The organism is Sphingomonas hominis, assembly GCF_013328205.1.
GTDB lineage: Bacteria > Pseudomonadota > Alphaproteobacteria > Sphingomonadales > Sphingomonadaceae > Sphingomonas > Sphingomonas hominis.
Genome location: NZ_JABULH010000004.1, coordinates 244,765 through 269,900, shown reverse-complemented (window position 1 = coordinate 269,900; position 25,136 = coordinate 244,765). Strand labels below are relative to the sequence as shown.

Below are 25,136 nucleotides of genomic sequence, written 5' to 3'. Positions count from 1 at the left end.
GGAATGTTCCTCCTTACGGCGACATCCGAACAGGCGCCAGTGCGGCGCGTGCTAATCGCGCTCGTGCCGCGTCTTCCACTTGCGCGCGATCCACAGTCGCCAGCCGAGCGCCGCCGCGCCGTAGCCGACGAGCGCGCTGACAACGGTGATGACGAGCAGACCCAGGATCAGGTTCGGCCCTGCGTCGCGCAGCCATTGCAGCCACCCGGTCGCTGCCTCCGCCACCGGCTGCGCCACCGCCGCCGCGTTCGAGCGCAGCAGCCACGCGCCGATCTGATAAGCGGCGAACAGGATGAACGGCGTCGTCAGCGGATTGGTGATGAAGGTGACGAGCGCGGCGACCGGCACGTTGGCGCGGAACGGCAACGCGATCAGCGCCGCAATCGCGATCTGCCCGACCGGGAACAGGATGCCCGCCACCATGCCGAGCGCCACGCCGCGCGGCACCGAACGGCGGGTGAAGCGCCACAATTCGGGCGCGAGTACACGATGCGCGACCGGGCGCAGCATGCGGCTGCGCTCCATCGCCTCGCGCGTCGGCAGGTTGCGCCTGCTCCACGCGGCCATTTTGTCCCATGCCGTCATCGGGCGGCTCGCCATCAGCCGTGGTCGCGCATGATGCGCCCGGCATCACGCTTCCACTCGCGTTCCTTGATGTGCTCGCGCTTGTCGTGCGCCTTCCTGCCCTTCGCCAACGCCAACTCCACCTTCGCACGACCCTGTCCGTTGAAGTAAACGGTCAGCGGGACGAGCGTCATGCCGTCGCGTGCGACCGCACCGTGCAGCTTGTTAATCTCGCGCTCGTGAAGCAGGAGTTTACGCGGACGCTTCGCCTCGTGGTTGAAACGGTTGCCGTGGCTGAATTCGGGCACGTTGGAATTGACCAGCCACACCTCATCGCCGCGCACCTCGGCGTAGCTTTCCGCGATCGACCCCTCGCCGAAGCGCAGCGACTTCACCTCGGTACCGGTCAGGACGATGCCGGCCTCGTACACGGTGTCGACCGCGTAATCGAACCGCGCGCGGCGGTTCTCGGCGACAATCTTCTTCTTGTCGAAGGTGGCAGGCTTGGGACGCGACATGGCCGCGATGTAGGCACACGAGGGGCAGGCGGCAAAGGGCGATCGTTACGATTGAACCCGCGCAAGGGGCGACCGAGCCCGACGGGACGTCAGAAAGGGCGCTTGAGACGGAGCATGATGCGGTTGGTCGGGATGCCGCCGACGTCGCCCTGCTCGGCTTCGGCCGCCACCGTGTTGCCGCCGATCGTAGTCTGCGCCTTCGGCAGTGCCTGCGGGTCGGCGGAGTAACGCTCGGGGATTGAACGGAGGCGGAACTCTTCTTGCCCGCGCCCGCAGACGATGATCGTGGTGTCGCCTTCCTGCGGCTTGGGGCAGTCGCGCGGCAGCACGGAGCGGGGTTTCGGGAGCATCGGCCCGGCAACCGCCGCCTGCAGCAGCAGCGCGGCGATCATCGAAGTGCTTCCGGGTGGCGGGTGGGATGCCTTGTGCTGCCCTGCCCGCCCATCCGCTTACAGCCCAGCGTGCGCTAAGCCGGCATCGACCGCGGCGCGCGATGCCTCACCGGGCCAGGTCATCGGTAAGCGCAGCCCGCGGGGGAAGTCGGGTCTGACCTTGTTGACCGCATATTTCACCGGCCCCGGCGAAGCGTCGGTGAACAGCGCGGTGTGTAGCGGGAACAGCCGATCGTGGAGCGTCCGTGCGGCCGCGAAGTCGCCGTTGGCGCACGCCGTCTGGAAGTCGGCACATAAGCGCGGTGCGACATTGGCGCTGACCGAGATGCAGCCGACGCCGCCGGTCGCGTTGAAAGCGAGCGCGAGATCGTCGTTGCCGGAGAGTTGGCAGAACGCCTCGCCCAGGCTGGCGCGGTGCTGCGACACGCGCGTGATGACGCCGCTCGCGTCCTTGACCGCGACGAACACTTGCGGGAACGCCTCAACGATCCGCGCGAGCGTGTCGGGCAGGATGTCGGTCACGGTGCGCGCGGGCACGTTGTAGAGCACGATCGGCAATGGCGCGTCCGCACCCAGCGCCTCGAAATGGCGGAAGATACCCTCCTGCCCCGGCCGGTTGTAATAAGGCGGCACCATCAGCGCGGCGTCGGCGCCGGCCTCTTTCGCGGCGACGAGGTTCTCGCGCGCGACGCGCGTGTCGTTCGAGCCCGCACCCGCGATCACCGGCACGCGACGGCGCGCCTGATCGACACAGACGCGCACGATCGCGAACTGCTCCTCCTTTGTCAGCGTCGCCGCCTCGCCGGTCGTGCCGCACGGCACCAGCGCGGAGGATCCTTCGGCGATCTGCCACTCGATGAACTCACGGTAGACCTGCTCGGCAAACGCGCCATCGTCGTCGAACGGGGTCACCAGCGCGGGGATCGAACCTGTGAACATAAAGACGAACGCTCTCTCCGGCGCGGTGGAATAATGAAGTCGTTCAGGACAGATACGGGTTGGATCGCTATCCTGTCCACCAATCTGAGAGTGATGATGAAGGCGGGCGCGTTGATCGGAATAATGGCAGGTGTCGGGGCGGCGCTGTTGCTGGCGCAGAGCCAGGTCGGTTCGGTGGGGCAATATCCTGCGCAGGCTGGCGCACAGGCGAACGCGCAAGCTCAGGCGGCCGGGCTGGCGCAGGCGGTGGCGCAGTGGAAGGTGCTGCAACAGAGCGACTCGTTGCCGTTCGACACTTATGCTAGCTTCCTCCTCGCGCATCCCGGTTGGCCCAATCAGGTCGCCAACCGGCGCGCGGCGGAGAAGCAGGCGGCGAGCGGCTATGCCGCACCAGCGAACGTGATCGCCTTTTGCCGCCGTTTCCCGCCGCTGACGGGCGGGGGCTGGCTGGCATGCGCGCGCGCTTATCAAGCGAGTGGTGCCTCGGCCGAAGCATATGCTGCCGCGCGTGCGGCATGGCGCAGCGGCAGTCTGTCGCCGACCGACGAGAGCGCGGTGCTGACCGGCTTCGCGGGCGCGCTGACACCGGCCGACCACGATGTGCGAATGGATATGCTGCTGTGGCAGGGTCAGACGGGTGCGGCGGCACGGCAGATCGCGCTGACCAGTGCGGGCGCACGGCCGTTGTTCGAGGCTCGGCTGGCGTTCCGTACCGGTGGTGCGAATGCCTCCGCGCTCGCTGCCGCCAACGATGCGGCGGGCGCGACCGATGCGGGCTATCTCGCCGACAAGGCGGTGTGGCTGCGCAACAGCGGCGCGTCGCTGAGCGCGCGCGGGTGGCTGGCACGGTCGCGGCAGGGGCTGGTGCGGCCGGGTAACGTCGAGAAGTTCTACGAGGTATTGCTGACCAACGCGCGCGGCGCGGCAGCCGACAATCAGTGGCAGACTGCCTATGACATCGCGCGTCAGATCGACGACGCCTATCCCGCTGGCACCGACATCTCGACCAAGCCGTACGGCGAGCGCGACGATTACACCAGCCTGGCGTGGCTGGCAGGTCAAGCGGCACTGACCAAGCTCAACCGTCCGGCTGATGCCGCCTTCCTGTTCCAGCGCTACGGTGAGGCAAGCCAGTCGCCACAGACGCGCGCCAAGGGCTTCTATTGGGCGGCACGCGCCGCGGAAGCCGCCGGCAAGCCCGAGGCGGCGGGACTGTTCGCGCGCGCGGGCGGTTACCGCGACCAATATTACGGCCAGTTGGCGCTGGAACACATGCGTCAGCCACTGGTCGCGCCGCCCACGGTGGCGCCGCGCACGATCGATCCCGCGATCCGCGCCGCCTTCTTCAACCGTGAAACGGTGCGTGCCGCGCAGATGCTCGGGCAAACGGGGCAGCGGCAGGACCAGACCGCGTTCGTCCGCCTGATCGCGAGCGATGCGAAGACCGACACCGACCATCTGCTGACCGAGGAACTGTCGCGCCAGTTGGGGCGCCCCGATCTGGCGGTGCTGGTCGGGCGGAACGCGATGCAGAACGGCTTGACCGAATATAGCGCGGTCGCCTTCCCGACGGTGCCGGTGCCCGGCGGTTACGAGAGCCAGTGGACGATGATCCACGCGGTCAGCCGGCAGGAAAGCCAGTTCGATCGCGAAGCGCGCAGCCCGGTGGGCGCGAGTGGGTTGATGCAGCTAATGCCCGCCACCGCGCGCGAGCAGGCGGGCAAGCTCGGACTGCCTTATGACGCAGGCCGGCTGACCGCGGACACCAGCTACAACGTCATGCTGGGATCGAGCTATTTCCAGCGCATCTTCACCCTGTACGGTAGCTACCCGCTGGCGATCGCGGCGTACAATGCCGGGCCGGGCAATGTGAATAAATGGCTGCGCGCCAACGGCGACCCGCGCACCGCCGGGGTCGACATGGTCGATTGGGTGGAGGCGATCCCGTATAGCGAAACGCGCAACTACGTGCAGCGTGTGCTGGAGAATGCGGTCGTCTACGACCTGATGTATCCCGCACGCGCGAAGAGCCGCGGGCCGGCGAACCTGAGCTGGTATCTCGGCCGCAGCCGCTCGGGTTGATGGGCAGGGTGACGCCAGCACGGCTGTTGGCTAGGCGCGGGTGATGGATCGTCCGAACTACATCACCCCGGCGGGCTATGCCGTGCTGCGCCGCGAATACGAGCAGTTGTTCGGCAACGAGCGGCCTAAGCTGGTTGAGACAATCTCCTGGGCGGCGGGCAACGGCGATCGCAGCGAGAACGGCGACTATATCTACGGGCGCAAGCGGCTGCGCGAGATCGACCGGCGGCTCGGTTGGCTGTCCCGGCGGATGAAGGCGGCGAAGGTGGTCGATCCCGCCAGCGCGCCCGACCGCTCGCGCATCTTCTTCGGCGCCACCGCGACAATCGCCGACGAGGACGATCAGGAGCGGACGCTGACGCTGGTCGGCGACGACGAGGCGGACGCGGGCAAGGGAATGATCGGGTGGAATTCGCCGATGGCGCGTGCGTTGCGCGGAGCCGCAATAGGCGATGTGCGCCGCGTGGCACTGCCCGCAGGCGAGCGCGAGTATGAGGTCGTCGCCCTCTCCTACCCGCCATCCCGCGCCGCCGGGTAAGGAACGCCCGCTCGCCGTGGTTCGTTCGAGCCGGTGAAGGAGAAGCCACCATGACCGAGCAGACCCGCACCGACAGCGCGCGCGACCACGACGACAAGGACCTGATCGAGGGCATGATCGCCAGCGACGACGCGCAGACCGGCACCAGCGGCGGCGCACTCGCGCGCGACGTCGGATCACAGGCCGACATGAAGACCGTGACCGATCCCGACGGCGAGACGCGCGCCACCAAGCAGGACGATATCAGCGCCAACGTCGCCTATGATAGCGACCGCCGCGGCTCAAACGGCTGAGTGACGCCGATCTTCGCGCGGCCATGATGAGCCGCGCGCATGGTCGAACAAGAAAGCTCGCGTCGCTTGACGTCGGTGCGTGCACGGCCGACACCCGCCCCCATGCCGACCGACGACACGCCCACCCGGAACATCGCGCTGCTGATCGACGCCGACAACGCGTCGTGGCATGCGCTGGACCCTGTCCTGACCGTTTTGGCGGAGCTCGGCACCGTCAACATTCGCCGCGTCTACGGCAATTGGTCGAAGCCGGGATTGAAGGGCTGGCGCGACATGAGCGTCAAGCATGGGATCGAGCCGCAACAGCAGTTCGATCTCACCAAGGGCAAGAATGCCACCGACATGAAGATGACGATCGACGCGATGGACCTGCTGTTCCGGGGGCGCGTCGAGGGGTTCGGGATCATGTCGTCCGACAGCGACTTCATGCCGCTCGCCACGCGCATCAGACAGGATGGGTTGCCGGTCTACGGCTTCGGCAATGCCAAGACGCCGCAGGGCTTTCGCCAGGCGTGCAGCCGCTTCATCGACGTGGCGGCGCTGCTGAGCGACGGCGGCGAGGCGGGTGCGAGCACGACGCCGACGGCGAGCGCCGAGGTGCCGTTGACCGAGGCGCTGCCGCCCGCGATCAGTGGTCGCACGCCCGTCGCTGCGGCTGCGTCACCGCCCACGCGCAAGACCAAGGCACCGGTCGATCAGGAATTGCTCAAGCTGCTGGTCGACGCATATGACGCATCGAAGCGCGACGAGAAGGGCTACGTCAGCCTGTCTGCGATGGGGCAGCTCGCCGCCAATCGCTCGTCGTTCGACGTGCGCAATTACGGGTACAAGAGATTGTCCGACCTGGTCGAATCGGTGCCCAATTTCCAGATCGAGCGGCGTGACGGCCGCGCTCTCGTCAAAAGGGTTCGTTGATGCGCTCCATTCTGCTCGCCGGCCTTGTCTCGGCACTGCTGTCCACCGCTGCGGCCGCGCAGACCGACCCGGCACGCCTGTCCCAGACGGTAAAGACGCTCGCCTCGGATGAGTTCGGCGGTCGTGCGCCGGGCACCAAGGGCGAGAAAGTGACGGTCGACTGGCTGGTCGCGCAGTTCAAGGCCCTGGGGCTGGAACCCGGCGCGGCGAACGGCGCCTGGACGCAAGCCGTTCCAATGATCCACACCCGGATCGGTGCGGGCGCGACGCTGCGTGTGGGGAACACGGTGCTGACGCAGGGCAAGGAGGTCGCGGTAACTACGGTCGCCGATGCGACCCGCATCGCCGTGGCGAACGCGCCGATGGTCTTCGTCGGCTACGGCGTCACCGCACCCGAGGCCAAGTGGAACGACTTCAAGGAACAGGACCTGCGCGGCAAGGTCGCGGTGTTCCTGGTCAACGATCCCGATTTCGAGGCCCAGGCGGGCGACGACGCCAAGGGCCGCTTCGGTGACCGGCGAATGACCTATTACGGGCGCTGGACCTACAAGTTCGAGGAGGCCGCCAGGCGGGGCGCCGCTGCGGCGTTGATCGTCCACGATACCGGCGGTGCTGGCTATCCATGGTCAACGGTCAACGCGTCCAACGGCGAGAATTATGACATCGTGCGGGCGAAGGACGATCGTCGCGTACCGCTGCAAGGCTGGATCGAGCACGACGCCGCCGATCGGCTGTTCCGGCAGGCAGGGCTCGATCTCGCCGAGCTGCGCGTCAGGGCTCGCTCGGCGTCGTTCCGTCCCGTCGACATGAAGATGCGGCTGTCGACGTCGATGCCCGTGTCGGTCGAGCGGATCGAGAGCGCCAATGTGCTGGCCAAGCTGCCGGGCAGCAAGCGCCCGAACGAGAGCGTGATGTTAGGCGCGCACTGGGACGCCTACGGCGAAGGCCCGGCGGATGCGAGCGGGGCGACGCTGCGGCCGGGCGCCAACGACGACGCGCTGGGTGTCGCGGGCGTGATCGAGCTCGCGCGCCAGTTCAAGGCCGCGCCACCGCCTGAGCGGACGTTGGTGTTCGCTTTATGGACCGGCGAAGAGCGCGGGCTGCTCGGGTCCGAATATTACGCGACGCACCCGGTGTATCCACTGGCGACCAGCGCGGCGAACCTGACGCTCGACATCCTGCAGACCGCCGGGCCGGCGCGCGACGTCATTCTGGTGGGCAAGGGGCAGAGTTCTCTCGACGACCTACTGACCCAGGCGGCCGCGAAGCAGGGTCGCTCCATCACGCCCGAGACGTTCAGCGAGCGCGGATTATTCTACCGCGCGGATCATTTCTCGGTCGTCCGCCGCGGCGTGCCGTCGCTGCTGCTGATGGCACTGGGCGGTGCGCCCGACTTGCGCGCCGGCGGCGCGGCGGCGGGGCAGAAGTGGCTCGATGGCTATATGGCCTGCTATCACAAGACGTGTGACCGCTGGTCGGCGGACTGGAACCTGACGGGCGCGGCGCAGGAGGTCGACCTGTTCCGCGACATGGGCGAGCGGTTGAGCCACGCGGGCGTGTGGCCGACGTGGAGCGCGACGTCCGAGTTCACCGCGACGCGCGCGCAAACCGCAACCGAGCGTCGCTGACGCTTAGGCGGTTTGCAAGGTGAGCTGGACCGTCTCCAGCTCGCTCAACGTGTCGAGCGCGCAGGCGGGCAGTTCCTGCGCGTGCTCGACCAGCGCCGTCGCGTCGGCGCGCTCGACCGCGTCGGCGAGCAGGGCGATCCGACGCGCGCCGATGCTGAGCGCCGCGCCTTTCAGGAAATGCGCAGCGGCACGCGCGTTGGCGAGATCGCCCTGGCGCGCGAGATGCAGCACCATCGACGGGCGGGTTTCCAGTTCCTTGGTAAAGGTACGGATCAGCTGCAACACCTGCGCACCCGGCAGGAAGTCGGCAAACTCGCTCAGCTGCGACGGGTCGATCAACGGGGCGGACGAGTCGTTCGCGACTGCGATCATGATTGCACGCGCTGAAGCATGAGGATCGCCTGCGTGCGATTGGGCACCGCCAGCTTCTTAAGGATGGCTTTCACGTGCGCTTTCACAGTGATCTCCGATAAACCCAGGTCGAACGCGATCTGCTTGTTGAGTCGCCCGCTCTCCATCGCGTTCAGCACCCTCGACTGCGCGTTGGTGAGCGAGGACAGCCGCGCGAACTCGCTCTCGGGCGCGAGCGCCGCGTCGGATGGCTCGAACGAGAACCACGTGCCTCCCGAAATCACCGCGCGCATCGCCTCCACCATCACCGAGATCGGCGTCGCTTTCGACAGGTAACCGTCCGCGCCGGTCGCCGCGACCTGCTGCTCGATGTCGGGGTTGAGCGCGCCGCTGATCACCAGCAGCTTGAGGCCGGGAAATCGTTCGAGCAGCGCGGGAACGCCGAGCACCGAACGGTTGTCGGGCAATGCCAGATCGAGCGTCATCAGCTTCGCCTCCCCTGCCCGCGCACTCGCCTCGGCGAGCGACGCTGCCTCAACGACCGTCAACTCGGGCGCGGCGACGCCCAGCGCCATCCCGGTCGCCTGGCGGCACATGGGATGGTCGTCGACGACGATAGCGATCGCGGACATGATGATGTGCTCCGACAAAATGCGCACCCGCTCGGCGGTGCGATGATGCGTCGTGTGGCACGGCAATGGTAAGCAAAGCGGAAACGATACTCGGAAAGATTACTCGACGGTGTCAGTTGATGCTGGCGATCAGCGCTCTGAGCTGACGACGGCCGAGGTCGTTGACCGAAATGTTGGTGCGCGAGGCCGCGGCCTTTTGCCCGACGGTGCGCAGCAGCGCCGCCTGATAGCTGGCGCAACCGGTGCTGGCGGCGGTGTTGAGGCACACGGTGCTGCCGTCCATCGCGGTGCGGGCGACGATCGGGCGCGACGGCGTGGCACGGCCGGTGTCGGCCTGCGCCGGAAAGGCCAGCACGGTGGCAAGGGCGGCGGCGGCGATCAGCGGGAAGCGGGTCATGAGCTTGGCTCCGATTATTCTGGTGACGGGCGATCAGCGCCCTCTCGATGATCCGCTTCTGCCGGTTCGCAGCGTTCGACGATATTACCCGTTGGGGTGAGATCAGGCAGCTTGCGTCAACACGCGCAGGCCGTCCTCGAGAACCGCGGGCAGATCGTCGCCGACGCACCCCGACACCGCCTGCTCGACACCTGCGGCCGCGTCGGCGAGCGGCGATGCGCCACTCGCAGCGAGCGTCCGCAGATGTGCGGAGATCTCGATCAGCGTGTTTTCCTCGAACGCGCCGCGGCGGATCAGCGTCGACAGCGCTTCCAGCACACCGCGGCAATCGGGTGCGGCGGCGCGGCCCCAACGATCGAGCACTTGCTGCAACTCGGCCAACCGCAGCGGCTTGGCGAGGTGCGCCTGCATGCCCGCGGCAAGGCACAGGTCGATGTCGTCGGCATAAGCATTGGCGGTCAAGGCGACGATCGGCAGGTGTCGCGCATCGCGGCCCGACGCGCGCAGGCGACGCGTCGCCTCCAGCCCGTCAACCTCGGGCATCTGCATGTCCATGAGGACGAGGGCGAACGGATCGCCTGCGGCCTCCGCTTCGTCAACCGCGGCGACCGCGGCGGCACCGTCTGGCGCGACGACGCAGCGCGCACCCAACCGCTCCAGCATCGCGGACGCAAGCATCTGGTTGATCTCGTGATCCTCGGCGAGCAGCACGCGGATGTCGGGCGTGGCAGGCCGCGCCGGCAGCGCGGGCACCACGGGAGCTGGCACCTCGGCCGCAGCCGCAGCGACGAGCGGCACGCGCAGGAAGAAGCTGCTACCCTTTCTCGGCGCACTCTCCAGCCGCAGCGAGCCATGCATCAATCGCGCGAGCTGCGCGCCGATCGAGAGGCCGAGCCCCGATCCGCCGTAGCGGTGTGCGGTGCCCGCGTCCGATTGCATGAACTTGTCGAAGACGGCAGTGTGACGTGCGGGCTCGATACCGATGCCGGTGTCGCGCACCTCGATCTCGAGGAAGTCGCGGTCGTCCACGCGCACGACATCGGCGCGCAACGTGACGGCACCCGTGTCGGTGAACTTCACCGCATTGCCGAGCAGGTTGAGCACGATCTGCCGCAGCCGCAGCCCGTCGCCGACCACGCGCGGCGGGATCGCGTCGGCGAAGTCGCAAGTGAGCGCCAGGCCTTTCTGCTCGGCGAGCGGCGCCATCAGCTTCGCGCAACCGCGCAGCGCGTGACGCAAATCGACCGGCTCGGACGCGAGCTTCATCTGACCGGCGTCGATCTTCGACAGGTCGAGAATGTCGTTGAGCAGCCGCATCATTGCGCGACCCGACTCGGCGATCACCTGCACGCGCGCGCGCTGATCCGGCTCCAGCGCGCCGTCGAGCAGCAACTCGGTTGCACCGATCACACCGTTCATCGGGGTGCGGATCTCGTGGCTCATGTTGGCAAGGAAACTCGCCTTGGCATTGCCCGCCACCTCGGCCGCGTCGCGCGCGGTGGCGAGCTGGAGTTCGAGTTCCTTGCGCGCCGTAACGTCGCGGATCGAGACGATGATCTCCTGCGCCGCGCCGCTCGCGGGGTTGCGGACGAGACCGCAATTCGCCTCCAGCCAGCGCCACGTGCCGGGGCGATCGACCGGGTTCGAGCGGTAGCTGACGACCATCTTATCGACGATGCCGCGCGCCAGATCTTGATACGCGCGACGCACGACTGCGTCGTCTTCGGGATGGAAGCGGCTGAGCATCGATGCGCCGAGCAATCGCTCCGGCGGCGCACCGATCACCTCACGCACCGAGGGCGAAGCGTAGAGGCAGGTGCCGTCGAGTGCGAGGCGGAACACCGCGTCGGTGGCGTTGCTGGCGAGCAGGCGCAACTGCGCCTCGCTGTCGGCGAGTGCGGCAGCAGCGAAGGTGCGTTCGCTGATGTCGATCGTGACGCCGATATGGCCGACCGGGCAGCCGAACAGGTCGCGCTCTACCGCGCTCATCGCATCGACCCAGAGCAGCGCGCCGTCGGCGTGAACGAAGCGAAACTCGCCGCGATACTTGCCACACGCACCGGCGGTCGCCTGCCAGTCGGCGAAGACGCGGTCGCGGTCGTCGGGGTGGACCGCATCGCTCCACCCATCTCCCCGCGCCTGTTCATGGGTCAGCCCGGCGAGCACGTACCAGGCCCGGTTGGCGTAGGTCAGCCCACCGCGCGCATCGGTGCGGAAGATGCCCACGGGTGCCAAATCCGCCAGCGTCTGAAATCGGTGCTCGCTCTCGCGTAGCGCCTGCTCGAATACGAGCCGCTCGGTCACGTCGTGGAGCGAGCCGACGACAGAGTGCGGCACGCCGGCATCATCGAACAATACGCGCGCACTAACGTCGACGTGGCGGATCGCACCGTCTCGCCGGATGATGCGCAAACGCCCGACCTGCCCCTCAAGCGTACGGGCGGCGTGACGCTGCTGGAAGTCTTCGAAGATCGGCATGTCGCCCGGATGCACCACCTCGCGTGCCCGGGTGCCGATTGCCTCGGCGACGGAGACGCCGGTCAGTCGCTCCCACGCGGGATTCAGGAAGGACCAGCGCCCCTCGGCGTCGATGCGGTACAGGACCTCTTGCATGTTGGCGAGCATCGCCTGCGCGTTGTCGTTGCGGGTGCGCAGGTCGTTGCGCGCGCGCTGGAGCCGGCGCAGGATTACGGCGACGGGCAGGCCGAGGCAGAAATTGGCGGCAAGGAACAATTGCAGCACCAGCATCCGGCCGAGCGCGTCGCCGCGGGTCAGTGTGATCGGGCCGACCCCGCGATAGGTCGCGATCGAGGCGACCGCAGCGAGCATCACGACCGTCAGCGCGGCACCGAAGCGCCCCAGACGCATCGCCGCCAGCATCACCACTGGACCGGTCAGAAACAACAGCGGATAGCGCGACTGCGAGAACAACAGGCCGGCCACCACCAGCGACAAGGCGCCGATCGCGACAGCTTCGAACACGCGAACACGGCGAACACCATCGCGCCGGTTAAATGCATCGGCGCTGGCGCAGACCAGCGGGGTCACCAGCAGCAGACCCAAGGTGTGCGCCGCGGCCCAACTAACGGCGACGGTCACGGCGAAACCCGCACCGTGCCACCAATAGGACGCCGCCACCAACACCGACAGGAGCAACGGTGCGAGCAGCGCCACACCGGTGAAGCGCGCGAGCTGACGCAGGCTGTCGAGCCCGGGCACACGACCTACCCCGTGCATCGCCGCCACGACGATCAGCACCTCGGCCATGTTGATGCTCGAGCGCAGCACGATCTGGATCGGCGACAGATCGACGCTGAACAGGGCGGCGGCGAGCAATGCCAGACTACACAGCATCAATGGCCGCAGCCTGAGCGTCGCCGACTGGATCAGCACGCCGACGAGCAGCGCATTGGGCAACCACACGAGCGCCACCGGCGAACCGGTGCGGGTGTAGGCGAGGCACAACCAGGCGGCGACGCCGAACACGACGGCGAGAACGAGGTCGGCGAGCAGCGAACGCGATGGCCGGTCAAGGGTCATGCCGTGTGGCGTAAACCCAGGTGGTTAATGCGCAGCTAACGCACTGTGTTCATTCAGGCGTAAGCGTAGGGGCCACCCACCTCCAGCGCCTTCTGATAGGCCGGGCGCGCATGCACCTTTTCCAGCCAGGCGATCGTGTTGGGGCGATCCTTATCAAGCCCGGCGCGGCTGCGCGCGGCCTCGAGCGGGAAGCTCATCATCACGTCGGCGGCGGTGATCCGATCGCCTGCGAACCAGGGACGATCGGCGAGCGATTGTTCAACGAAGTCGAGATGGACGTCGATCATCGGCTGAATGCGCTTGGTCGCGGGCTTGCCCATCAGCGGGATGCGGCCGAGCACCAGCTTGAGCAGCAGCGGTGGCATCAGCGAGCCTTCGGCATAGTGGAGCCAGAAACGATAAGCGAGCGCATCGTCGCGCCTGGGCGGTGCGCCGAGCTTTCCATCCGCCTTGTCGACGAGATATTCCACGATCGCGCCGGTTTCGGCGATCACGCGGCCGCCGTCGTCCTGGTCCTGGATCACCGGCGACTTGCCAAGCGGGTGGATGCGGCGCAGCTCGGGCGGGGCGAGCATGGTCTTCTTGTTCCGCTCGTAGCGCTTGACCTCGTACGTTAGTTCGAGCTCCTCCAGCATCCACAGCACGCGCTGCGAGCGCGAGTTCTCAAGGTGGTGGACGATGATGGTCATGCGGGCTCCCCTGCGGCGCGTGCGGTCCAGATCCAGGCGGAGACCGGCATGGCGACGCGCCCGTTTCGTGCATAACGCGCGAGCCGGGTTCCGATCCGCTCCAGCAGATCGGCGCGGGCATGATCCGGCGCGGTACGGATCGTGGCGGCGGCGGGACCGATGCGGGTGAAGAAGGCGATCGCGTCGGCGATCGCGGCGGCGTCGTCCGCGCCCTCTCCCGCCACATAGTCGAAATCGGCTGCTTCGCTCGACTCGACGCTCCAGCCGGTGCGCGCGAGCAGGTCGGCGACGAAGGCGTGGTCGGCGAACCCGAACGGGTCGGGCGCGTAGCTGCGGTCGTCACCCACAGACTGACCAGTGGCGTCGGCGAGTTCGAGCGCCCATCGATTGTGGCTGCGCCCGCGAAAGCAAGAGAAGACAAGCGGGGCGCCCGCACTCACCCGTCGGCGCAGGTGGGTGAAGGCGGCAACAGGGTCGGCGAAGAACATCACGCCGTGGCGCGAGAAGACGAGGTCATCCAATCGGCTGGTCGCCATGTCGAGCACGTCGCCATCCACGAAGCGGAGATTGGGTGCGTCGTGTCGTGCTCGCGCGATCGCGACCATCGCGGCGGAAAGGTCGACGCCTGTGACGCGGGTGTCCGGGTAGGCAGCGGCGATGGCGGCGCTGGTCGTGCCGACGCCGCAACCGAGATCGAGGAACTGGCCGCGATCGGGCGCAACCGACAGGATCGCGCGACGTAGCAACGGTTCGAGGTGAGCGAAGCTGCGCTCGGTGCGCGGCCACTCGCGTGCCCAGACGTCACCGACCTTGCCGATCCAGTCGCCTGCTGCAGTCACCGTCGCGGGACGTTCATGGAAGGTGAGGTCACGCCGAGATCATTTAAACGGGGCGATGATGCGAAGGTGGTGCAGTGTGGTGTAATGCCGGCGCTGGCTGGACCGGGCGCGACGTGGTGTCGACGTCCCTCACCCCGCTGCGGGTAGAAAGAAGCGGGACCCCGGATCAAGTCCGGGATGACGGTATGAGCATGGTTGGCGCTGCGCTGCATCAGCGGTCTTTGGCTCGGATCGAGATGCTCTCTGGCGGAGCGACGATCGCGGAAGGTCACACGAAGGTCAGTCCAACGCGCGTCGTCGCCGATGTGCAAAACGGACGCGGCCCGCCGTTTCCGGCGAGCCGCGCTGCGATCAGACCGGGCGACCGTCCAAATCAGATGTCGTCGTCCTCCGACGGGCCGGCCATCATCTCTTCGGCAACCGCGTCGGTACGGGCGCGGATCGCCTTTTCGAGGCGGTCGGCCATTTCCTTGTTTTCGCGCAGGAAGTTCTTCGAATTCTCACGTCCCTGCCCGATGCGGACGCTGTCGTAGGAGAACCACGCGCCCGACTTCTCGACCAGCCCGGCCTTGACGCCGAGGTCGAGGATCTCGCCGATCTTGGAGATACCCTCGCCGTACATGATGTCGAACTCGACCTGCTTGAACGGCGGCGCGACCTTGTTCTTAACGACCTTCACGCGGGTGGCGTTGCCGGTCACCTCGTCGCGGTCCTTGATCGCGCCGGTGCGGCGGATGTCGAGCCGGACCGAGGCATAGAACTTCAGCGCGTTGCCGCCGGTCGTCGTCTCCGGGTTGCCGTACATCACGCCGATCTTCATGCGCAGCTGGTTGATGAAGATCACCATGCAGCGCGAGCGGCTGATTGAGCCGGTCAGCTTGCGCAGGCTCTGCGACATCAAACGCGCCTGGAGGCCGACGTGGCTGTCGCCCATCTCGCCCTCGATCTCCGCGCGCGGGACGAGGGCTGCGACCGAGTCGACCACCAGCACGTCGATCGCGTTCGAGCGCACCAACGTGTCGACGATCTCCAGCGCCTGCTCACCGGTATCGGGCTGCGACACGATCAATTCGTCAATGTTGACGCCCAGCTTCTTGGCGTAAACGGGGTCGAGCGCGTGTTCGGCGTCGACGAAGGCGGCAGTGCCGCCGTTCTTCTGCGCTTCGGCGATGACGTGGAGCGCGAGCGTCGTCTTGCCCGACGATTCGGGGCCGTACACCTCGATCACGCGGCCGCGCGGCAGCCCGCCGACGCCCAGCGCGATGTCGAGCCCGAGCGAGCCGGTCGAGATCGCCTCGACCTGCATCGCTTCCTTTTGCCCCAGCTTCATCGCCGAGCCCTTGCCGAACGCTCGGTCGATCTGCGCGAGGGCGGCGTCGAGCGCCTTTTGACGGTCGTTAGTCGCGGTTGCCATGCCGGTATCGATCACCTGAAGTTTGGCGGCCATTGCCGATCCCTTTCGCTAGAGCACCCGCGCGTGACGTTCAACGCGTTCCTGCTCGTGTACACATTCTGTTCCACAGGAACAAGTGGGGAACATGGCCGTTATTTCAAGCGCGTAGATACCGTTTAGTGGCAGCGGCGAAGCGCGGGGCGGCGAACGAATTCTCGAACGCGCGGTCGTGCGCAGCGTCGACGGGATCGCGGATCGTCGACTTGAGCAGACACAGCGCGGCGACATCGTTGGCGGCGATCGCGGCCGCGACCTCGGCCGGGTCGGCGAGCAGGTCGACGAGGCCGATGCGGTGCGCCTCGGCGGCGTCGATCGTGGCAGCGGTGAACAGCAGGCGTGCGGCCTGCCCCTGCCCGACCCGTGCGGACAAGCGCGCCACATCGGGCGCGGGATAGCCGATGCCGAGCCGCGCCGGCGGGATCGCGAAACGGGCACCCGGCGCAGCGACGATCAGGTCGCAGGCAAGCGCCAGCGCGACCGCGGCACCGTGGCACCCGCCCTCGACGCCGGCGACGACCGGCATCGGCAGCGCGGCGACCGCGTCGATGCCGGCGCGCATCGCGGTACGAAAGGCAGTGCGTGCGGGCACGTCCTCACTGAGCCGCGCGAGATCGACGAGGTCGGCCCCGGCGGAGAAGATGCCGGGGACGTCGGAAGCGATGAGTACGACGCGCGCGTCGATGGGCACCTGCGCGACCGTTGCGGCGAGATCGTGCCACGCGGCGGTCGGCAGCGCGTTACGCGCGGCCGCACGGTCTAGCGCGATCCGTGCGACGCCGTCGTCGACGCTGAGGTTGATCACTGGATGGCCGTTTCGAGCCGCCACCACGCCGGGTGCACGGCGGCGATGGCGCGCGCGGCGGCGTCGCGGGCGTTCTCGTCGTCGAACAGCGCGAAGCAGGTCGCGCCCGATCCCGACATGCGGGCGAGGCGAACGCCCGCTTGCTGTGCCAGCAACGCGAGCAGATCAGCGATGACAGGTGCGAGCTGCTCGGCGGGAGGCTGGAGGTCGTTCCGCCCGGCGAGCGCCCACGCGAGCGTGCCATCGTCGCCGAACGAACCGCCTTCACGCAGGGCGCCGCGGTCGACACGGTCCCAACGCGCGAAGACGGCGGCCGTGGAGACGGCGACCCCTGGGTTGACCAGCAAGGCGGGCATGTCACCCAGGCCGGGGATCGTCGTCAGCGCGTCGCCCTTGCCGTCGCCGAAGGCGGCGCGGCCGAGCAGGCAGGCGGGCACGTCGGCGCCGAGCGTTGCGGCAATGTCGATCAGTTGAGCATCGTCGTGCGCGATGCCGTGTAACGTCGCCAGCGCGCGCAGCGTCGCAGCGGCATCGGCCGAGCCGCCGCCGATCCCCGAGGCGACCGGCAGATGCTTGTCGAGCGTGATCGTGTGCTGCGCCGTCACGCCGAACTGCGCACAAAAGGCAAGTTCGGCGCGCGCGACGAGATTGTCGGCCCCGGCGTCGAGCCCGGCGGCGAACGGCCCGGTGATCGTGAGCGATGGTGCGCCAACCGCGACGCTGACGCTATCGCCGTCGCGCGCGAAGACGAACAGCGTTTCGAGGTCGTGATAGCCATCGTCACGGCGGCGGCGGACGTGGAGCGCGAGGTTCAATTTGGCGGGGGCGCGCTCAACGATCACCTTTTCCCGTATCTCCACCTTCGGCACCTCAGCCCCTCACAACCCGTTCGCGATCTTCCCCGACAGGCGCTGTGCGACCACCGGTGTTTCGGCACTAACGCGCGCGGCGGTCCAGGCATAGCGCGCCTCGTAGCGGCGCCCGAGCTGCCAGTAGATGTCGCCGAGATGCTCGCCGATCTCGGGATTGATCGAGTCGGCGGCAGCAGCGCGCTCGATCAGCGGCAGCGCGCGCTGCGTCGCGCCGGCACGGAACAGCGCCCAACCGAGCGAGTCGGCAATCGCGGGATCGTTCGGACGCGCGCGTGCCGCCTGTGCCAGCATCGCCTGCGCCTCGGTCGGGCGCTCGCCATGCTCGGTCAGTGCGTAGCCGAGATAGTTGAGCACCAGCGGCTGGTCGGGCGCGAGCGCGTGGGCGCGTTCCAGCGCGGTGCGAGCAGCCGGCCAATCGCCCGCGCGGTCGAGCGCGGCGCCATATTGCAGCCAGTCGGTCCAGTCGGCGCCGGCGCGCTCGGCCAAGCGACGGTAGAGTGGAGCCGCGTCGCGTGCACGCTCGAGCCGCAGGTAGAGGTCGGCGAGCCGCTGAACATCGGCCGGGCCGGCATCGGACGCCATCCCGAGCGGCTCGGCCAGGCGCAGCGCGTCCTCGGTCCGGCCGGCGTCGGCGAGCACTTCGATCCGCCCGGCCGTCGCCTGCGCGGCGTAGATGCCGCGCGGGTCGACCTCGCCCAGCACGGTCAGCGCGCGGTCGGCCGCCTTGTCCTTCGACAGCGCGCCGGCGAGCAGCAGCCGCGCACGGTCGTTGGCCGGATCGGCACGCAGTGCGGATTGCGTCAGCGTGTAGGACAGGTTGCCGGGCGGCCCCATCGCCAGGTCGGAGGCGACGCGGGTGAGCAGCCACGACACCCCAAAGGCGAAACCGGGATCGCCGCGCCACCTCGGCTGCTCCCGCAAGGCCACTTCGGGCGGCGTGCTGCCGGTGAGCAAGGTGCGGGCGAGATCGGGCTTGCGACGCGCGATCAGCAGCCGCGCGGCGGCGATGCGGGTGTCGATGCTCGACTGATCGTTGCCGAGCAGCGGACGCAGCGTGGCGAGCCCTTCCTCGCTGTGCCCTTGCGCGAGCAGGATCAGCGCGCGCGTTTCCGCGACGAAGCGGCGCGCGACCGCGTCGTCGGACGCGGGCGCCAACGGGGCAAAGGGATCGCCCCGCCACTCGAGCGCCGCCCAGGCGCGCAGCGGCGCAGATAGGATCTTGAGCGGCGTCGCGTCGAGCGCAGTCAGCGCGCGCTCGGCCCCGGCGCGGTCGTGCGCGCGCGCGGCGGCGGCGAGCGCGAGCAGCGGGGCGTCGTTGGGAAGCACGTCGGCGCTCGCCAAGGTGACGGCGGCACGGTCGACGAGCGCGAAGTCGCCCGCCTGGATTGCCTCGCGATAGGCGCGGACCGCGACCACGGGATCGGCGGCGGTCGCGGGCAGCGCTTGTGCGTAATCCGTGACGGCGAGTGCAACACGACCGGCGGCGTCGGCGACGCGCGCGCGCAGATAGGCGGCGATGTCGGGGTCCGAGGTGCCGGCGGCAGGCGCGACCCGTGGAGCGTCGGTCTTGGCGGCCACGGGTGTGGCGGCGATCAGTACGGCAAGGAACATGGAGCCCCCCACCACGCGGCGGCGGTGGAGGGCAGAACGGATCGGGTCACATGTTCGGGTAATTGGGTCCACCACCGCCTTCGGGCACGACCCAGTTGATGTTCTGTGTCGGGTCCTTGATGTCGCACGTCTTGCAGTGAACGCAATTCTGCGCGTTGATCACCAGACGGGGATCGTGCGTGTCTTCGCCCACGATCTCGTAAACGCCCGCCGGGCAATAACGCTGCGCGGGTTCGTCGTAGAGCGGCAGATTGTGCACGACCGGCACCGACGCATCCTTGAGCGTCAGGTGGACAGGCTGATCCTCCTCGTGGTTGGTGTTCGACAGGAACACCGAGGAGAGCTTGTCAAAGGTCAGCACGCCGTCGGGCTTGGGGTATTCGACCTTCTTGACCAGATCCTTGCGCCACAGCGTCTCGTTGTCGGGATGGTGGTGCATCGTGAACGGCATCTTGAGCCCGAGATATTCGGACCACATGGTGATGCCCGCGAGGCCCGAGCCCATCAGGTCGCCGAACTTCTTGACCAGCGGCACGACGTTACGGACGATCGACAGCTCCTTCTTGACCCAGCTGGTCTCGAACGCATCCGGATAGGCGGTCAGCTCGTCGCTCTGACGCTGCGACAGGATCGCGTCGACCGCAGCCTCTGCCGCCATCGTGCCCGACTTCATCGCGGTGTGCGTGCCCTTGATCCGCGGCACGTTGAGGAAGCCGGCGCTGTCGCCGATCAACGCGCCGCCCGGGAACACGAGCTTGGGGATCGACTGCAGCCCGCCGTCCGAAATCGCGCGCGCGCCGTAGCTGACGCGCTTGCCTCCCTTGAGCAGCGCGGCGACCTCAGGATGCGTCTTCCACTTCTGCATCTCCTGGAACGGGGAGACGTAGGGGTTGGTATAGTTGAGCCAGGTCACGAAGCCGATCGACACCTGGCCGTTCGCCTGGTGGTAAATCCAGCCGCCGCCGTTCGAGCCGTCGGTCTCGCTGAGTGGCCAGCCCTGCGTGTGAACGACCTTGCCCGGCGTGTGCAGCTCGGGATCGATGTCCCACAATTCCTTGATACCCAGACCATAGACCTGCGGGTCGCAGTTCGCGCGCAAGTCGAAGATGCGCATCAGCTCCTTCGACAGATGTCCACGGCAGCCTTCGGAGAAGAAGGTGTATTTCGCATGCAGCTCAAGGCCGGGCTGCCAGTCGCCCTTGTGCGTGCCGTCGCGCGCGACGCCCATGTCGCCGGTCGCGACGCCCTTGACGCTGCCATCCTCGTTGAACAGCACCTCGGCAGCGGCGAAGCCGGGGAAGATCTCGACGCCGAGCTCCTCCGCCTTGCCCGCCATCCAGCGGCACAGATTGGCGAGGCTGCCGGTATAGGTGCCCTTGTTGTGGAGGAACGGCGGGGTCCACAGGTGCGGCAGGTCGACCTTCTTGTTCTTGGTCAGCACCCAATGGATGTTCTCGGTAACCGGCACCTCGGCGAGCGGGCAGCCGTCGTCGCGCCAGTCGGGCAGGAACTCGTCGAGCGTACGCGGATCGATCACCGCGCCCGACAGGATGTGCGCACCGACCTCCGAGCCCTTCTCGAGCACGCAGACAGAGATGTCCGCTTCCTTCTCCGCGGCGAGTTGTTTGATGCGGATCGCCGCCGACAGACCGGCCGGGCCGGCGCCGACGATCACCACGTCATACGGCATGGATTCGCGATCGCTCACTTCACTCTCTCCTCTGGTGCCCGCTGACAGGGGCGTTCCGCTCCTCGTCGCACCGCAGCAACATCCTGACCGTGCCGCGGTGCCAGTAACTTGACCTTCGCGTCAACCATCCATGCTATGCCGACCGGATGGGGGCAGACCAGAATCTCGATTGGGGCGCGGCGGCAGCGAGCGCGCTTGATTGGTGGCGCGACGCCGGTGTCGACGTGGTGGTGGGTGACGCGCCCGTCAACTGGTTGGAAGCGAAGAATTTTGCCGGCGATCAGCTTGCGCCGCACGAGCCCGTCGCCGACCCGGCGCCAAGCGCCGCACCGCTGCCGGCAACCGCCCTGCCCGGCGTGCTGGCCGAGTTCGTGTCGTGGCGAATCGGGCGCGAGGCACCCGATGCGGTATGGGCGGGCGAGGCGATCGGCTGGGCCGGGCCGGAAAGCCCCGAGCTGATGGTGCTGGTCGATTGTCCCGAGCGCGACGACCGTGGACAATTGCTGGGCGGTGAGGTCGGGCGATTGTTCGACAACATGCTGCGTAGCATCGGGCGCACGCGCGCCGACGTGCTGCTCGCCTCCGTCTGCGTACGGCGGCCAACGACCGGGCGCGTACCGCGCGACCTGGAGCAGCGATTGGGCGAGGTGACGCGGCATCATCTGTCGCTCGCCGCACCCAAGGCGCTGCTGGTGCTGGGCGATGCGGCGACCCGTGCGGTTCTGGCGACGAACGTAGCGCAGGCGAGAGAGCGTTTGCACGTCTTTAACCATACAGGTGGCACCAGCACGCACGTGGTTGCGAGCCATCACCCCCGCGTCCTGTTGGACCGGCCGGCCTGCAAGTCCGAAGCGTGGAAGGACCTGATCTTGCTCAACGAAGGATTGGCGAAGTGACGGGGTTGAAGCGGTTGTTGCTCGCGGGCGCGTGTTGCGCCGCCGCCGTGACCTCTGCGGTTGCCGAACCCGCACCGCCGACGCCGGCGGTCGGCATTCCCAAGCAACTGACCGCCGAGCAGCGCGACGGCTATCGCGGCGTGTTCACCGCCATCCGTGAGAGCCGCTGGAGCGACGCGCAGATCGCGCTCGACAGCATGGCGCCTGGTCCCTTGCACGCCTACGCCCGTGCCGAGCTCTACACCGCCAAGGGAAGTCCGCGCGTCGAGGCCGACGCGCTGCTGAAACTCATCAACGAAGCGCCCGAACTGCCGCAGGCCGAGGCGTTGGGGCGGATCGCCCGCGCGCGCGGCGTCGCCGAACTGCCGCCGCTGCCGGTGCAGCAGCGGCTGATCTGGAACGACGGTGCCCCTGCACGCATCCGCGCCAAGGCGACAAAGAGCGACCTGATCGCCGCCGACCTGGCGGTGAAGATGCAGCCCTACGTCAAGGCAGATTCAGGTGCTGAGGCGGAGGCGCTGCTCGATGCGACACCGGGGCTAACCCCCGAGGCGCTGACGGAGTGGCAGACGCGGATCGCGTGGATCTATTACCTGCAAGGCATGGACCGCGAAGCGCGCGCGCTGGCGGCCAAGGCGGAGCTGGGCGCGGGCGACTGGACCACGCAGGCGCGCTGGACTGGCGCGCTGGCGGCGTGGCGGCAGCGCGACTGCGGCGCGGCGCCAGCGGGGTTCGAGAATGTCGCGGCGCGCGCATCCGACACCGACCTGCGCGCCACCGCGCTCTACTGGGCTGCGCGCGCCGACATGATGTGCGGGCGCCCCGACCGGATCGAGGCGCGATTGAAGCAAGCGTCGCAGTTCGGCGAAACGTTCTACGGGCTGCTCGCGCGGCAGGCACTCGGCCTGAGCCCGGCCAAGTCGCGCGCGCAGCGGGTGACCGGGGACTGGGCCGCGCTGGAACGCCGCCCCAACGTCCGCGTCGCCGCGGCGCTGGTCGAGATCGGCGAGGACGAGGAAGCCGAAGGCGTGCTGCGGCAGCAGGCGCGGATCGGCGCACCGCAGGAATTCACCAGCCTGACGCGGCTCGCCGAGCAGCTTGACCTGCCCGCGACCGCGGTGTGGATGGCGCACAACATGCCGCAGGGCGTGACCGCGACGGCCGAATCGCATTATCCGCAACCCAACTGGACGCCCGACAGCGGGTGGCGGATCGACAAGGCTTTGGTCTACGCGCACACGTTGCAGGAATCGGGCTTTCGTCCGCGCGTGAAGAGCCCGGCGGGCGCCTACGGCCTGATGCAAATCATGCCCGCGGCAGCGACCGATTACATGCGCGAGCGCGGATTGACCGTCGACCAGGCAGCGCTCACCCGTCCGTCGACCAACATCGACATCGGGCAGCGCCATATCGAGCGGCTGCGCGACATGGGCACGACCGGCGGGCTGCTGCCCAAGGTGATCGCTGCGTATAACGCCGGTCCGGTGCACGTCGCCGAGTGGAACGGCATCGTGCGCGATGGTGGCGATCCTTTGCTCTATATTGAGAGCATCCCGTATTGGGAGACGCGCGGCTACGTCGTGACGGTGCTGCGCAATTACTGGATGTACGAGGCGCAGGGCGGCAAGGCAGCGTCGCCGAGCCGGTCGGCGCTGGCGCAGGGCATGTGGCCGCGCTTCCCCGGACTGCCGGGCGCGAGCGCCGTGCGGATGAACGCGCAGGCGTCGAAGACCGCGATCGCGATCAACGGCACGGTCAGCCCCGCCTCCACCACGCGCGCCGAGTGAAGCGGCGTGCCGATCGACGAGACGCGTGACTTTCTGCCGATCCGTATCGCGGTGCTGACGGTGTCGGACACGCGTGGGCTGGCAGAGGATCGCTCGGGCGACACGCTGGTGGCGCGCATCGAGGGAGTCGGACACGTACTCGCCGATCGTGTGATCCTGCGCGACGACGTCGAGCAGATCGTCGCGCAGCTCAACCACTGGATCGACGACGCGTCTGTCGACTGCATCATCACCACCGGCGGCACCGGCGTGACCGGCCGCGACGTGACGCCTGAGGCGGTGGAGCGCGTCGCGGACAAGATGATCCCAGGCTTTGGCGAGCTATTCCGCTGGCTGTCGTTTCAGACGATCGGCACTTCGACCGTGCAGAGCCGCGCCTGCGCTTGCGTGTCGCGCGGCACCTATATCTTCGCGCTGCCCGGTTCGACCGGCGCGGTGAAGGACGCGTGGGACGATATCCTGCGTGACCAGCTCGACAGCCGTCATCGCCCGTGCAACTTCGTCGAGTTGATGCCGCGCCTGCTGGAACGCTGAGCGGCAACGTTCTTGCTATGTTCCGGTTGTTCGCCTAGCCTTTAGGCATGGGCGAGAAGACTCGGGCAGTTCGCGGCGCGACGCTGAACGTGGAGAGCCGGCGCTTCAATTTGCCGCAGACCGAGGCGGACGGCGACTGGCTCGACGCGCGCGGCGACGTGGATGGCGCGATGTCGCCGCTGCGCACGACGGTGATCGTCGAGCATCCGCGCACGATCCTGACGCGCAACACCTCGCCCGACGTGCCGTTCGACCGCTCGATCAACGCCTATCGCGGGTGCGAGCACGGCTGCATCTATTGTTTCGCGCGGCCCAGCCACGCCTTTCATGACCTGTCGCCGGGGCTCGACTTCGAAACCAGGCTGTTCGCCAAGCCTGATGCGGCGGAGCTGCTCAAGGCCGAGTTGCGCAAGCCGGGCTACACCTGCGCACCGATCGCGATGGGCACCAACACCGATCCCTATCAGCCGATCGAGCGTGAGTGGCGGATCACGCGCGCGCTGCTGAAGGTGCTCGCCGCGTGCGAGCATCCCGTCGTCATCACGACCAAGTCGGACCGCGTGGTGCGCGACATTGACCTGCTCGGCGGCATGGCAGCGAGACGGCAGGCGGCGGTGGCGATCTCGATCACCTCGCTCGACCCGCGCATCGCGATGACCGTCGAGCCGCGCGCACCAACGCCGGCACGACGACTGGCGGCGGTGCGGCAGCTCACGGAGGCGGGCGTGCCGACCTACGTCAACATGGCACCGGTGATCCCGGCGGTGACCGATCACGAGGTCGAGGCCGTCGTCGCGGCGGCCGCCGAGGCGGGTGCGCTCGGCGTGTCGTACATTCCGGTGCGACTGCCGTGGGAGGTCGCGCCACTGTTCCGCGCCTGGCTCGACGAGCAATTCCCCGATCGCGCGGGCAAGGTGATGGCGACGATCCAGAGCTTGCGCGGCGGGCGCGACAACGATCCCGGCTTCTTCTCGCGCATGCGCGGACAAGGCGTATGGGCGGAACTGCTGCGCACCCGCTTCCGCATCGCGCGCGCGAAACACGGCTTCAGCGACGATCGTCGGCGGCTGAACCTCGACTGCTCGTGCTTCCGTCCGCCGGCGGGCGCGCAGGGCGAGCTGTTCTGATCACACGTCACCCCTGACTGGCTGCGGGGCCCCCTTCTCTCGCGCGG

The 25,136-nt window shown here is 68.0% G+C and carries 24 protein-coding genes; 9 read left to right on the top strand and 15 right to left on the bottom strand.

Features of this window, described 5'->3' with window-relative positions; genetic code table 11:
- Positions 1-51: 51 nt before the first annotated feature.
- The 4 genes from HRV97_RS11380 to dapA all read right to left on the bottom strand — a co-directional run bounded on the left by HRV97_RS11380 (position 52) and on the right by dapA (position 2,413).
- The gene (locus HRV97_RS11380) at positions 52-585 is read right to left on the bottom strand and encodes a DUF2062 domain-containing protein (protein ID WP_246248685.1); all 534 of its coding nucleotides are present in this window, start codon (positions 583-585) and stop codon (positions 52-54) included.
- A gap of 14 nt (positions 586-599) precedes the next feature.
- Positions 600-1,082, bottom strand: coding sequence for an SsrA-binding protein SmpB (gene smpB, locus HRV97_RS11375; protein WP_019514965.1), 483 nt, complete (start codon positions 1,080-1,082; stop codon positions 600-602).
- 89 nt (positions 1,083-1,171) lie between these two features.
- Entirely contained in the window at positions 1,172-1,474 is a 303-nt protein-coding gene (locus HRV97_RS11370; protein ID WP_174194380.1) for a 5'-nucleotidase, read from the bottom strand.
- A 57-nt stretch (positions 1,475-1,531) separates the two neighbouring features.
- Complete coding sequence (dapA, locus tag HRV97_RS11365; protein WP_174194379.1) at positions 1,532-2,413, bottom strand: 4-hydroxy-tetrahydrodipicolinate synthase; 882 nt, start codon at positions 2,411-2,413, stop codon at positions 1,532-1,534.
- A gap of 33 nt (positions 2,414-2,446) precedes the next feature.
- Here dapA and HRV97_RS11360 point away from each other — a divergent pair, with 33 nt between their 5' ends.
- The 5 genes from HRV97_RS11360 (at position 2,447) to HRV97_RS11340 (ending at position 7,869) form a co-directional block, all read left to right on the top strand.
- Positions 2,447-4,495, top strand: coding sequence for a lytic transglycosylase domain-containing protein (locus HRV97_RS11360; protein WP_223176773.1), 2,049 nt, complete (start codon positions 2,447-2,449; stop codon positions 4,493-4,495).
- Positions 4,496-4,538: 43 nt separating this feature from the next.
- The gene (gene greB, locus HRV97_RS11355) at positions 4,539-5,033 is read left to right on the top strand and encodes a transcription elongation factor GreB (protein WP_174194378.1); all 495 of its coding nucleotides are present in this window, start codon (positions 4,539-4,541) and stop codon (positions 5,031-5,033) included.
- Positions 5,034-5,083: 50 nt separating this feature from the next.
- The gene (locus HRV97_RS11350) at positions 5,084-5,326 is read left to right on the top strand and encodes a hypothetical protein (protein ID WP_174194377.1); all 243 of its coding nucleotides are present in this window, start codon (positions 5,084-5,086) and stop codon (positions 5,324-5,326) included.
- A 102-nt stretch (positions 5,327-5,428) separates the two neighbouring features.
- A complete protein-coding gene (locus HRV97_RS11345) occupies positions 5,429-6,241 on the top strand; it encodes an NYN domain-containing protein (RefSeq protein ID WP_174194467.1) in 813 nt (270 codons plus the stop codon).
- The gene (locus tag HRV97_RS11340) at positions 6,241-7,869 is read left to right on the top strand and encodes a M28 family peptidase (RefSeq protein WP_174194376.1); all 1,629 of its coding nucleotides are present in this window, start codon (positions 6,241-6,243) and stop codon (positions 7,867-7,869) included. Before HRV97_RS11345 ends, HRV97_RS11340 begins: the two co-directional genes overlap by 1 nt.
- A 3-nt stretch (positions 7,870-7,872) precedes the next feature.
- Here HRV97_RS11340 and HRV97_RS11335 read toward each other — a convergent pair whose 3' ends face one another.
- The 11 genes from HRV97_RS11335 to HRV97_RS11285 form a co-directional block, all read right to left on the bottom strand.
- Entirely contained in the window at positions 7,873-8,241 is a 369-nt protein-coding gene (locus HRV97_RS11335) for an Hpt domain-containing protein (RefSeq protein WP_174194375.1), read from the bottom strand.
- Entirely contained in the window at positions 8,238-8,852 is a 615-nt protein-coding gene (locus HRV97_RS11330) for a LuxR C-terminal-related transcriptional regulator (protein ID WP_174194374.1), read from the bottom strand. Before HRV97_RS11330 ends, HRV97_RS11335 begins: the two co-directional genes overlap by 4 nt.
- 112 nt (positions 8,853-8,964) lie before the next feature.
- Complete coding sequence (locus HRV97_RS11325; protein ID WP_174194373.1) at positions 8,965-9,249, bottom strand: hypothetical protein; 285 nt, start codon at positions 9,247-9,249, stop codon at positions 8,965-8,967.
- Between the two features lie 102 nt (positions 9,250-9,351).
- A complete protein-coding gene (locus HRV97_RS11320) occupies positions 9,352-12,789 on the bottom strand; it encodes a PAS domain S-box protein (protein WP_174194372.1) in 3,438 nt (1,145 codons plus the stop codon).
- Positions 12,790-12,842: 53 nt separating this feature from the next.
- Positions 12,843-13,478, bottom strand: coding sequence for a glutathione S-transferase family protein (locus HRV97_RS11315; RefSeq protein ID WP_174194371.1), 636 nt, complete (start codon positions 13,476-13,478; stop codon positions 12,843-12,845).
- Positions 13,475-14,317 carry a methyltransferase domain-containing protein gene (locus tag HRV97_RS11310; RefSeq protein WP_174194370.1) on the bottom strand — a complete coding sequence of 281 codons (843 nt, stop codon included), beginning with the start codon at positions 14,315-14,317 and terminating at the stop codon, positions 13,475-13,477. The genes HRV97_RS11315 and HRV97_RS11310 overlap by 4 nt, the downstream gene beginning before the upstream one ends.
- Positions 14,318-14,690: 373 nt before the next feature.
- Positions 14,691-15,764, bottom strand: a complete 1,074-nt coding sequence (gene recA, locus HRV97_RS11305) for a recombinase RecA (protein ID WP_174194369.1) — start codon at positions 15,762-15,764, stop codon at positions 14,691-14,693.
- Positions 15,765-15,867: 103 nt separating this feature from the next.
- A complete protein-coding gene (locus HRV97_RS11300; RefSeq protein WP_174194368.1) occupies positions 15,868-16,572 on the bottom strand; it encodes an enoyl-CoA hydratase-related protein in 705 nt (234 codons plus the stop codon).
- Positions 16,569-17,426 carry a 4-(cytidine 5'-diphospho)-2-C-methyl-D-erythritol kinase gene (locus tag HRV97_RS11295; protein ID WP_343044495.1) on the bottom strand — a complete coding sequence of 286 codons (858 nt, stop codon included), beginning with the start codon at positions 17,424-17,426 and terminating at the stop codon, positions 16,569-16,571. The genes HRV97_RS11300 and HRV97_RS11295 overlap by 4 nt, the downstream gene beginning before the upstream one ends.
- 24 nt (positions 17,427-17,450) lie before the next feature.
- Positions 17,451-19,055, bottom strand: coding sequence for a tetratricopeptide repeat protein (locus HRV97_RS11290; RefSeq protein ID WP_174194367.1), 1,605 nt, complete (start codon positions 19,053-19,055; stop codon positions 17,451-17,453).
- Positions 19,056-19,101: 46 nt separating this feature from the next.
- A complete protein-coding gene (locus HRV97_RS11285) occupies positions 19,102-20,763 on the bottom strand; it encodes a 4Fe-4S dicluster domain-containing protein (RefSeq protein ID WP_174194366.1) in 1,662 nt (553 codons plus the stop codon).
- A 128-nt stretch (positions 20,764-20,891) separates the two neighbouring features.
- On the opposite strand from HRV97_RS11285, the gene HRV97_RS11280 reads away from it, so the two are divergent.
- The 4 genes from HRV97_RS11280 to HRV97_RS11265 are packed head-to-tail and all read left to right on the top strand — an operon-like array spanning position 20,892 to position 25,089.
- Positions 20,892-21,641 (top strand): uracil-DNA glycosylase family protein, encoded by a 750-nt coding sequence (locus HRV97_RS11280; RefSeq protein ID WP_174194365.1) that lies wholly within the window; start codon positions 20,892-20,894, stop codon positions 21,639-21,641.
- 5 nt (positions 21,642-21,646) lie between these two features.
- Positions 21,647-23,428: a lytic transglycosylase domain-containing protein gene (locus HRV97_RS11275; RefSeq protein WP_174194465.1), complete on the top strand. Its 1,782-nt coding sequence runs from the start codon at positions 21,647-21,649 to the stop codon at positions 23,426-23,428.
- 6 nt (positions 23,429-23,434) lie between these two features.
- Positions 23,435-23,962 carry a molybdenum cofactor biosynthesis protein B gene (moaB, locus tag HRV97_RS11270; RefSeq protein ID WP_174194364.1) on the top strand — a complete coding sequence of 176 codons (528 nt, stop codon included), beginning with the start codon at positions 23,435-23,437 and terminating at the stop codon, positions 23,960-23,962.
- Positions 23,963-24,009: 47 nt separating this feature from the next.
- On the top strand, positions 24,010-25,089 hold the full coding sequence (locus tag HRV97_RS11265) for a PA0069 family radical SAM protein (protein WP_174194363.1): 1,080 nt from the start codon (positions 24,010-24,012) through the stop codon (positions 25,087-25,089).
- Positions 25,090-25,136 lie beyond the last annotated feature (47 nt).

Bases quoted from the DNA above. Each gene is read 5' to 3' on its own strand.
- HRV97_RS11380 (WP_246248685.1), bottom strand. From the start codon at position 585: ATGACGGCATGGGACAAAATGGCCGCGTGGAGCAGGCGCAACCTGCCG.
- smpB (WP_019514965.1), bottom strand. From the start codon at position 1,082: ATGTCGCGTCCCAAGCCTGCCACCTTCGACAAGAAGAAGATTGTCGCC.
- HRV97_RS11370 (WP_174194380.1), bottom strand. From the start codon at position 1,474: ATGATCGCCGCGCTGCTGCTGCAGGCGGCGGTTGCCGGGCCGATGCTC.
- dapA (WP_174194379.1), bottom strand. From the start codon at position 2,413: ATGTTCACAGGTTCGATCCCCGCGCTGGTGACCCCGTTCGACGACGAT.
- HRV97_RS11360 (WP_223176773.1), top strand. From the start codon at position 2,447: ATGAAGTCGTTCAGGACAGATACGGGTTGGATCGCTATCCTGTCCACC.
- greB (WP_174194378.1), top strand. From the start codon at position 4,539: ATGGATCGTCCGAACTACATCACCCCGGCGGGCTATGCCGTGCTGCGC.
- HRV97_RS11350 (WP_174194377.1), top strand. From the start codon at position 5,084: ATGACCGAGCAGACCCGCACCGACAGCGCGCGCGACCACGACGACAAG.
- HRV97_RS11345 (WP_174194467.1), top strand. From the start codon at position 5,429: ATGCCGACCGACGACACGCCCACCCGGAACATCGCGCTGCTGATCGAC.
- HRV97_RS11340 (WP_174194376.1), top strand. From the start codon at position 6,241: ATGCGCTCCATTCTGCTCGCCGGCCTTGTCTCGGCACTGCTGTCCACC.
- HRV97_RS11335 (WP_174194375.1), bottom strand. From the start codon at position 8,241: ATGATCGCAGTCGCGAACGACTCGTCCGCCCCGTTGATCGACCCGTCG.
- HRV97_RS11330 (WP_174194374.1), bottom strand. From the start codon at position 8,852: ATGTCCGCGATCGCTATCGTCGTCGACGACCATCCCATGTGCCGCCAG.
- HRV97_RS11325 (WP_174194373.1), bottom strand. From the start codon at position 9,249: ATGACCCGCTTCCCGCTGATCGCCGCCGCCGCCCTTGCCACCGTGCTG.
- HRV97_RS11320 (WP_174194372.1), bottom strand. From the start codon at position 12,789: ATGACCCTTGACCGGCCATCGCGTTCGCTGCTCGCCGACCTCGTTCTC.
- HRV97_RS11315 (WP_174194371.1), bottom strand. From the start codon at position 13,478: ATGACCATCATCGTCCACCACCTTGAGAACTCGCGCTCGCAGCGCGTG.
- recA (WP_174194369.1), bottom strand. From the start codon at position 15,764: ATGGCCGCCAAACTTCAGGTGATCGATACCGGCATGGCAACCGCGACT.
- HRV97_RS11290 (WP_174194367.1), bottom strand. From the start codon at position 19,055: ATGTTCCTTGCCGTACTGATCGCCGCCACACCCGTGGCCGCCAAGACC.
- HRV97_RS11280 (WP_174194365.1), top strand. From the start codon at position 20,892: ATGGGGGCAGACCAGAATCTCGATTGGGGCGCGGCGGCAGCGAGCGCG.
- HRV97_RS11265 (WP_174194363.1), top strand. From the start codon at position 24,010: ATGGGCGAGAAGACTCGGGCAGTTCGCGGCGCGACGCTGAACGTGGAG.